The sequence below is a fragment of the Actinophytocola sp. genome (genome assembly GCF_035712165.1).
Classification (GTDB): domain Bacteria; phylum Actinomycetota; class Actinomycetes; order Mycobacteriales; family Pseudonocardiaceae; genus DASYTH01.
Map to the genome: position 1 here is coordinate 1 of NZ_DASTBH010000062.1, position 7927 is coordinate 7927.

At 71.9% G+C, this 7927-nt stretch carries 7 protein-coding genes; 3 read left to right on the plus strand and 4 right to left on the minus strand.

The genetic code is table 11. The features are described 5' to 3' along the window. Positions 1-213 precede the first annotated feature (213 nt). Together VFO68_RS02870 and VFO68_RS02875 are read left to right on the plus strand one after the other, a co-directional pair. A complete protein-coding gene (locus VFO68_RS02870; RefSeq protein ID WP_325156550.1) occupies positions 214-438 on the plus strand; it encodes a hypothetical protein in 225 nt (74 codons plus the stop codon). Positions 439-523: 85 nt separating this feature from the next. Further along, the gene (locus VFO68_RS02875) at positions 524-1204 is read left to right on the plus strand and encodes a hypothetical protein (RefSeq protein ID WP_325156551.1); all 681 of its coding nucleotides are present in this window, start codon (positions 524-526) and stop codon (positions 1202-1204) included. 11 nt (positions 1205-1215) lie between these two features. On the opposite strand, the gene VFO68_RS02880 is transcribed toward VFO68_RS02875, so the two are convergent. The 4 genes from VFO68_RS02880 to VFO68_RS02895 are packed head-to-tail and all read right to left on the minus strand — an operon-like array spanning position 1216 to position 5810. Continuing rightward, positions 1216-1920, minus strand: a complete 705-nt coding sequence (locus VFO68_RS02880; RefSeq protein WP_325156552.1) for an ABC transporter ATP-binding protein — start codon at positions 1918-1920, stop codon at positions 1216-1218. Next, positions 1913-3652: an ATP-binding cassette domain-containing protein gene (locus VFO68_RS02885; protein ID WP_325156553.1), complete on the minus strand. Its 1740-nt coding sequence runs from the start codon at positions 3650-3652 to the stop codon at positions 1913-1915. The genes VFO68_RS02880 and VFO68_RS02885 overlap by 8 nt, the downstream gene beginning before the upstream one ends. Beyond that, positions 3649-4578: a branched-chain amino acid ABC transporter permease gene (locus VFO68_RS02890; protein ID WP_325156554.1), complete on the minus strand. Its 930-nt coding sequence runs from the start codon at positions 4576-4578 to the stop codon at positions 3649-3651. Before VFO68_RS02890 ends, VFO68_RS02885 begins: the two co-directional genes overlap by 4 nt. Next, a complete protein-coding gene (locus VFO68_RS02895) occupies positions 4575-5810 on the minus strand; it encodes an amino acid ABC transporter substrate-binding protein (protein WP_325156555.1) in 1236 nt (411 codons plus the stop codon). The genes VFO68_RS02890 and VFO68_RS02895 overlap by 4 nt, the downstream gene beginning before the upstream one ends. Before the next feature lie 239 nt (positions 5811-6049). Between VFO68_RS02895 and VFO68_RS02900 the strand changes: the two genes are divergently transcribed. After that, a partial coding sequence (locus VFO68_RS02900; protein WP_325156556.1) for a BTAD domain-containing putative transcriptional regulator occupies positions 6050-7927 on the plus strand: 1878 nt, incomplete at its 3' end.

Below are 7927 nucleotides of genomic sequence, written 5' to 3' on the forward strand. Positions count from 1 at the left end.
CTCCTTACCCCTAGTACCGCCATGCATAGTAGTACTAGGTATCCGGGCCCGGCAACGCACCCCCGGCCAGGGCCACCGCGGGTGCCCGGAAATTGCGTGAACGAATGGCCGAGCTCTGTCAAATTCGGCGCCATTCTGACCCCCGCAAATGGCGGATGCCGATGGTGTAATAGCCCGCATCGACAGGAAATGCCACGGCGAGGGGGCGCGGAGATGGAGGTTCGCACTCGTCCGGATGGGATCGAGGACGTCGGCGGCAGCGGGGATATCCGTCCGCTGCCCGTGTCGGCGGTGCTGGACCTGGCCGGAGTCTCGATCACCGGGCTGCACTACCAGGTTCGCCGGGACCGGGCCGCCAGGATCATCGCCGAGGCGGACGTGGCGACCGGAACCATCCCGGACGCGGTCCTCGACGCCCTGGCGGACATCGCCTCCTAGCTGCCGCTGACCTAGCCTGTGTTTCAGGGTCAGGGTCAGGGATCTACCGGATGATCATCGGATCCGGCCACGGAACTCTGGGGGCATGAAACGAACGATCCTGGCCCTGGCGCTGGCCGGCGCGGCCGCGCTCGCGGTTCCGGCCGTCGCCTCCGCCGAGCCGTTGCCCACCTTCGACTACGCCGACTGTCCGGCCGTCCCGGACGGCGCGGATCCGGCCGCGTGGCGCTGCGAGGTGCTGGTCTCGCACGGCACCTTCGCGTTCGGACGGATACCGGCGCTGCAGATCGACGACCTGCGGATGACCTTCGCCGAAAGCCCGGACGCGCAGGTGTTCGGGGCGCTGCGGGCCAAGCCGGTCGCGGTCCCCGGCGGGCTGCTCGGCGTGCCGCATCCGCTGGACCGGCTGGCCCTTCAACTCGAGTACGCGGGGTTCGCCGACTTCCACTCGGTCGGTGACCGGATGGGCGTGCAGCACCTGAAGCTCGCCGTGCGCGGACCGCTGCTCCCCCGCGGCTGCACCATCGGCAGCGACCGGGACCCGATCATCCTGCGCCCGGTCCGCACGGCCGGCCCCGAGGTGCTCTCGCAGGACCCGGTGGTGGTGCGGTTCGCCATGCGGGACAACGAGTTCGCGGTACCCAGGGCACACGGGTGCGGTGCGCTGACCGGCCTGGTCGAGCGCCGGTTCGGCATCCCGTCACCCGGTGGGTCCAACGAGTTCGCCCTGACCGTCTACGCCGCCCGCGTGCCACTCGCGCCGTAACCCCCGGACGGTCAGATGCCCAGCACGCTGCGGCGGACGTCGTCGCGGTCGCGCAGCGTGCTGGCCGGGCCTTCGGCGATGATGCGGCCCTCGGTGAGCAGGTAGCCGCGGGCGGAGATCTCCAGGGCGCGGTCGATGTCCTGTTCCACCAACAGAACGCTGACGCCGCGGGCGTTGATCGTGGTGATCGCCTCGAACACCTCGTCGATCACGATCGGGGCCAGACCCAGCGAGGGTTCGTCGAGCAGCAGCAGGCGGGGGCGGGCCATGAGCGCGCGGCCGATGGCGAGCATCTGCTGTTCACCACCGGAAAGCCGGCCGGCCGGTTGGGCGGAGCGGGCGGCCAGGCGGGGGAACAGGGCGTAGACCTCCGCCAGCGTCTCGCGATGGCCGGCGCGGGCGAGACGCCGGTAGGCGCCGAGGAACAGGTTGTCCCGCACCGACATGTGCCCGAAGACCCGGCGGCCCTCGGGGACGATCGCCACACCCCGGTCGCAGATCCGGTGCGGGGGCAGGGAAAGCACGTCCACGCCATCGACGGCGACCCGGCCGCGCACGTTGCGGTGCAGGCGCGCGACGGCCGCGACGATGGTCGACTTCCCGGCGCCGTTCGGGCCGATGATGCTCACCGTCTCGCCGGCCGCTACGTCCAGCGAGACGCTCCACAGCGCCCGCGCGCCGCCGTAGTAGGCGTCCAGGTCCCGAACCTCAAGCATGGGCCCGCTTCCCCAGGTAGGCCCGCACCACCGCGGGGTCGGTGAGCACGGTGGCGGGATCGCCGTCGGCCAGGCAGGACCCACGGTCCAGCACCACGACCCGGGTGGCCACCGCCTTCACCACGCGCAGCAGGTGCTCCACGATCACGATGGACACGCCCGCGGCGTGGATCCGGCGGATCACCCCGACCGCGTCGTCGATCTCCGCCGGGTTGAGCCCGGCGAGCGCCTCGTCGAGCAGCAGCAGGGTGGGCGCGGTGGCCAGCGCCCGGGCGATCTCCAGCAACTGGCGCTGGTGCAGGTTGAGCGCTGCCGGGAAGGCGTCGGCGTGCCCGGCGAGCCCGACCATGGCCAGGTGTCCGGCGGCGATGCGCCGGGCCTCGGTGAGGTTGCGCGGCACCCGGCCGAACATGACCGCCACCGCCACGTTGTCGCGCACCGTCATGGACGCGAACGGGCGCGGGATCTGGTAGGTGCGGGCCACCCCGACGTGCGCGATCCGGTGCGGCGCCAGGGTTCTGGTGTCCTGGCCGGCGATCCGCACGCTGCCGCCGGTGGGACGCAGGCTGCCGGCCAGGAGATTGACAAGCGTCGTCTTGCCTGAGCCGTTCGGGCCGACCAGGCCGACCAGTTCCCCCGCGTGGATCCGCAACGAGAGGTCGCGCACCGCCCGCACACCGCCGAAGTTCCGGCACAGCTCATCGCATTCGACCAGCACCCGATCCGTGCCGGCCGCCGGCACCGCGATGTCCACATCGGACCCGGGGACGGCGTGGCGGCGCGCCGGCAGCAACGCGCGCAGCCGGGCGTAGATCCCCTCGGGCGCGACCAGCACCGCCACGATCAGCACCGCGCCGAGCACGACCAGTTGCCAGCCACCGAGATCGGCCGCGGTGAGCCGGTCCTGCAGCAGCACCACCAGCACGGCGCCGAGCACCGGCCCGAACCAGTGGGTGCGCCCGCCCAGCACGCTCATCACGATCACGAACAGCGGGACGGTCAGCGTGAACACGCTGTCCACCGTCACGAAACCGATCTGCAGCGCGAAGATGCTGCCGCCGACCCCGCCGATGACCGCGCTGGCGACCAGTGCGACCAGCTTGTACCGGAAGGTCGCCACGCCGAGCGCCTCACCGACGTCCTCGGCGTCCCGGATGGCCGCCAGTGCCCATCCGGACCGGGAGTTGGCCATCACGAACGCCACCGCGACCGCCAGGCCGGCCACCACCAGGTTGACCAGGTAGAGGAAATCCTGGAACCGGCCGATCGCGGCGGGGAACGCCGGGATGCCGACGACGACCCCCTGGCCGCCGTCGATCGCTCCGTTGATCCGGGCCAGCGCGGCCAGGATGAACGGCACGGCCAGGGTGAGCAGCGCGAAGATCTCGCCGCGCAGCGACCGCAGCCGAAACGCCAGCACCCCGATGCCCAGGCCGAGCACCGCGCACAGCCCGGCCGCGACCAGCACGGTCAGGCCGAAGTCCACCTGGTGCCGGCCGAACAGCACGGCGGTGGTGTACGCGCCGACGCCGACGTAGGCGGCCTGGCCGAAGCTGAAGTAACCGCTGTAGCCGGACAGGATGTTCCAACTGGTCGCCTGGGTCGTCCAGAACAGCATGGTGGTGAGCAGCGCCAGGACGGAGATCGGCACGCCCAGGGTTTCCCGGTAGAGCGACAGGGTCGCGAGCGCGCCTGCGGCGAGCGCGATCCCGGCCAGTCCCCGCACGATCACGACCGACCATCCCGCTGAGCCGGCCGCCCAGCCGACCGAACCACCGCATCGACTGTGGCGGAAGACGCGGTCCGGACGAACAGCCCGCGCGGCCGCAGCAGCAGCACCACCACGATCGCGCCGAACAGCACCAGCGGCGCGGCGGCCGGGGACAGCAGCACCGAGACCACGCCGGTGAGCGCGCCGACCAGCAACCCGGCGGCGAGCGTGCCGAGCAGGTGCCCGATGCCGCCCAGGATCACCACGGCGAACACGATGCCGAACCACTCGAACGCGACGGCCGGGGTGAGCGCGTTGGCCAGCGCGAACAGCATTCCGGCGACCGCGGCGGTGGCCCCGCTGACCGCGCCGAGCAGCGTGCCCAGGGTGCGGTGGTCGATTCCGAACGCCCCGGCGATGCCCCGGTCCTCGGCGAACGCGCGCAGCGCCCGGCCCGGGAAGGTGCCGCGCAGCACCAGATGCGCCGCGCCGATCACGGCGACCGCGATGAGGAACGCGAGCAGCGTGGTGACCGGGAAGACCAGCCGGCCGGTCGCCACCGACGCGGTGGCGTAGGGGTTGACCTCGGCGCTCATCCGCCGAAAGTCTGCGCTGAAGATGTTGCTCACCACCTGCACGGTCATGATCAGCAGCCCGAAGCTCACCAGCAGCGAGTTCAGTTCGGAGATACCGAGCCGGTCGTAGGCCCACTGCAGCGCCCCGCCGGCCACGAACATGGCCGGGCCGGTGATGACCACGGTCAGGATCGGGTCCATTCCCCACGCCGAGGCGAGCAGCACGGTGAGGTAGGCGCTGAGCAGGATCAGGCCGAAGTGCGCCAGGTTGATGATCCGCAGCACGCCCCAGGTGATCGAGACGCCGGCCGCCATCAACGCGTACAGCCCACCGAGCAGCAGGCCGGTCAGCGCGGACTGAACCGTGATCACGAATTGGGCCCGCGCAGCGCGGCGGCGGCCCGGTCGGCCGGCCAGACCGTCACCCAGTCCTTGTTCTGGATCTGCTTGATGGCCTGGGTGGTCGGCCAGAAGTTGTTGACGTTCGGGTCGAAGGTCAGGTGGCCGTTGAACGTGGTGTCGGCTCCGGAGCGGTGCAACTGCTCGCACAACGCCTTCTGGTCCAGCCCGTTGCTGCCCTTGACCGCGGCGGTCAGGATCTCCCAGGCCGTCCAGGACGCGGCCGCCTGGGTCTCGAACACGGTGTAGGGCAGTTTCGCCGCTCCGGCCCGGTTCTTGTACTCCTCGACGATCTTCGCGGCGTCCGGGCCCAGTTTGTCCACAGTGGACCTGTTGGGTTCGAACATGGTGACGGACAGCAGCCCGTCGGCGGTGGCGCCGAGGCCGAGCGGCGGACCCGGGGCGGGGAACAGGCTGAACATCAGCGGTGGCTCGTAGTTCAGCTGGGCCATGGCCTGCAGCAGGTTGACCGGGTCGACCCCGAGGCCGTTGTTGACCACCAGATCCGGTGCGGCGTCCCGGATCTGGGCGGCGATCGGGGCCCAGTCGGTGGTGGCCGGGGGGTACCGGATCTCGGCGACGACGTCGAGCCCGCGCTGTTTGGCGATCGACACCGCGCCGGTGCGGTCGTCCTGCGCGCCGTAGGAGACGAAGTCGGTCGACCCGTTCTGGTTGGTCACGATCGCGACCCGCCGCGGCGGGCTGGGCAGGCTCGCCACCGCGTCGAAGAGTTGGTTGGGCACGAACTCGTTGGGCTTGGGCCCGATCGACCAGCCCGGGAACTGGCAGTCGTAGGTCATCAGCGGGGCCAGCACCGAGGTGTGCTGCGGCAGCAGGTAGCCGTGCCGTTGGGCCACCGCCATCGCCGAGAGGATGTTCGGGGTGGCGTACGGACCGATGATCAGGTCCACCTGCTCCTGGCTGATCAGCTGTTCGTAGAGGGTGCTCACCTTGGCCTGGTCGGACTCGTCGTCCCGGACGACCCACCGCACCGGCCGGCCGAGCAGACCGCCGGCCGCGTTGAGGCGGTCCACGTACTGCTCCCCGACGATCTTGTGAATGGCGCCGGTGGCGGCGAACGCGCCGGACAGCGACAGGGTGGAGCCGACCACGATCGGCTCGCCGCCCGCGGCGGGCGCGGCGTCCTCGGTTCCCGACTTCGCCTCGCAGGCGGTGCCCAGCCCGAGCATCAGAAGTGTTGCCACGACGGCGAATCCGCGCCCAGCCAGGGTTCCCATCAGGACACCGCCCTTTCAGCGGGCATGACGGCTCTGTCGGACGTGAGTGTAAGCTCACACTTTACGCGCGTGCAATCCTACTTAACGCGACGTGCCTGCCCATCCGGGCGGCCAAGTTAGCCTGAACGGACAGTGTTCGGCCGGACACACGCTGCGTATCATCGACCCTCGACCCGCCGCACCGCCCCAGTGGGAAGCCGAGGGTGATGACCGCCGCGCCGATCCAGATTCGGGTCCTCGGCCCGGTCGAGGTGGCCGACGGTGAGCGGACCGCGCCGCTGGGCGGGCCGCGGCTGCGCACGCTGATCGGCGCGCTGGCGTTGCGGGCGCCGGACGTGGTCTCCCGGGACACCCTGGTCGACGGGCTATGGGACATCCAGCAACCGCCGGGCGCGGCCAAGACCCTGCGGGCGCACGTGGCCTACCTGCGCCGCCGGCTGCTCGCCGGGGGGTTCGGTGAGCTGGTGGTGACCAGATCACCCGGATACGCGCTCACCGTGCCGGTCGAGCGGATCGACGTGTGGTTGTTCGAGGACCTGCTCGGCCGGGCCCGCACCGTGGCCGACCCGGCCGCGGCCGCCGAAATCCTGCGCACCGCCTTGGAGCTGTGGCACGGTGACGCGCTGGACGGCTGCCCGGCCGGGGACTGGGTGCGCGCCGAGACGACCCGGTTGCACGAGCTGCGGCTGGGCGCCACCGAGGAACTGCTGACCGCCGAGCTGGCGCTGGGCCGGCACGCGCGCGCCACCTCCGAGCTGGAGTCGCTGGTCGCCAGATACCCGTTGCGGGAACGGCTCTGGGAGCTGCTGATGCTCGCGCTGTACCGGGCCGGACGGCAGAGCGAGGCGCTGGCGGCATACCGGCGGGCCCGGGCCCGGCTGGCCACCGAGATCGGTGTGGAACCCGGCGCCGGACTGCAACGGCTGGAAGCGGCGATCCTGGCCGGGCGGGACCTGCCTGGCCCGGCCCCGGCCCCGGTCGCGGCGCATTCCGGCGGTGCGCCGGTCTGCTGCGGAGTGCCTGCCCCGCTGACCAGACTCATCGGCCGCGAACCGGAGATCGCCGAGCTGAGCGAGCTGGTCGGGCAGCGCCGGCTGGTCACCCTGACCGGAGTGGGCGGCTGCGGCAAGACCCGGCTGGCGATCGCCGTGGCGCAGCGGGTCTGCGCCCGGTTTCCCGGCGGCGTGCGGTTCGTCGACCTCGCACCGCTGGCCGACCCCGCCCTGGTCGCCGGGGAACTGGAGCCGGCCGACGCGCCATGCGGCGAATCCCTGCTGGTGCTGGACAACTGCGAACACGTGGTGGCCACCTGTGCCGAGCGGCTGGCCGCGCTGCTGCGAGCCTGCCCGGATCTTCGGGTGCTGGCCACCAGCCGCGAGGTGCTCGGAGTGCCGGGCGAGCTGGCCTGGCCGGTGCCCCCGCTGTCCACGCCGCCGGCAACCGGTTCGGCGCTGGTGCTTGCGGAGCTCCACCATTACGACGCGGTGCGACTTTTCCTTGACCGGGCGGCGGTTTCCGCGGTCCGGGCGCTCGGCGACGGGGACGCCGCACACCTCGCCGCGCTGTGCGCCCGGCTGGACGGGCTGCCGCTGGCCATCGAGCTGGCCGCGGCCCGCACCACGGTGCTCACCGTCGCCGAGATCACCGGCCGGCTGCACGATCCGGCCCTGCTGCGTACTTCCGGACATCCGGGCCGGCCGCACCACCAGGCCATGCACAGCACGATCGCGTGGAGCTACGACCTGCTCGACCCGCTGACCCAGGACCGGTTCCGCCGGCTGGCGGTGTTCGCCGGCGGGTTCACGCTGGCCGCGGCGGAGGCGGTGTGGGACGACCCGGCCGCGATCGACGTGCTCGCCGACCTGGCCGGCAAGTCGCTGGTCGTGGTCGAGCACACCGCGGCCGGAGCGCGCTACCGGCTGCTGGAGACGATCGGCCGCTGGGCCGCGGCGCGGCTGGCCGCCAGCCCGACTGCCGAGCGGGTCGCCCGGGCCCGGCACGCCGGCTACTACCTGGTCCTGGCCGAGCAGGCCGACCGGCAGCTACGGCAACCGCAGACCGGGAACTGGCTGGCCCGACTCGCC

Bases quoted from the DNA above. Each gene is read 5' to 3' on its own strand.
- VFO68_RS02870 (WP_325156550.1), top strand. From the start codon at position 214: ATGGAGGTTCGCACTCGTCCGGATGGGATCGAGGACGTCGGCGGCAGC.
- VFO68_RS02875 (WP_325156551.1), top strand. From the start codon at position 524: ATGAAACGAACGATCCTGGCCCTGGCGCTGGCCGGCGCGGCCGCGCTC.
- VFO68_RS02880 (WP_325156552.1), bottom strand. From the start codon at position 1,920: ATGCTTGAGGTTCGGGACCTGGACGCCTACTACGGCGGCGCGCGGGCG.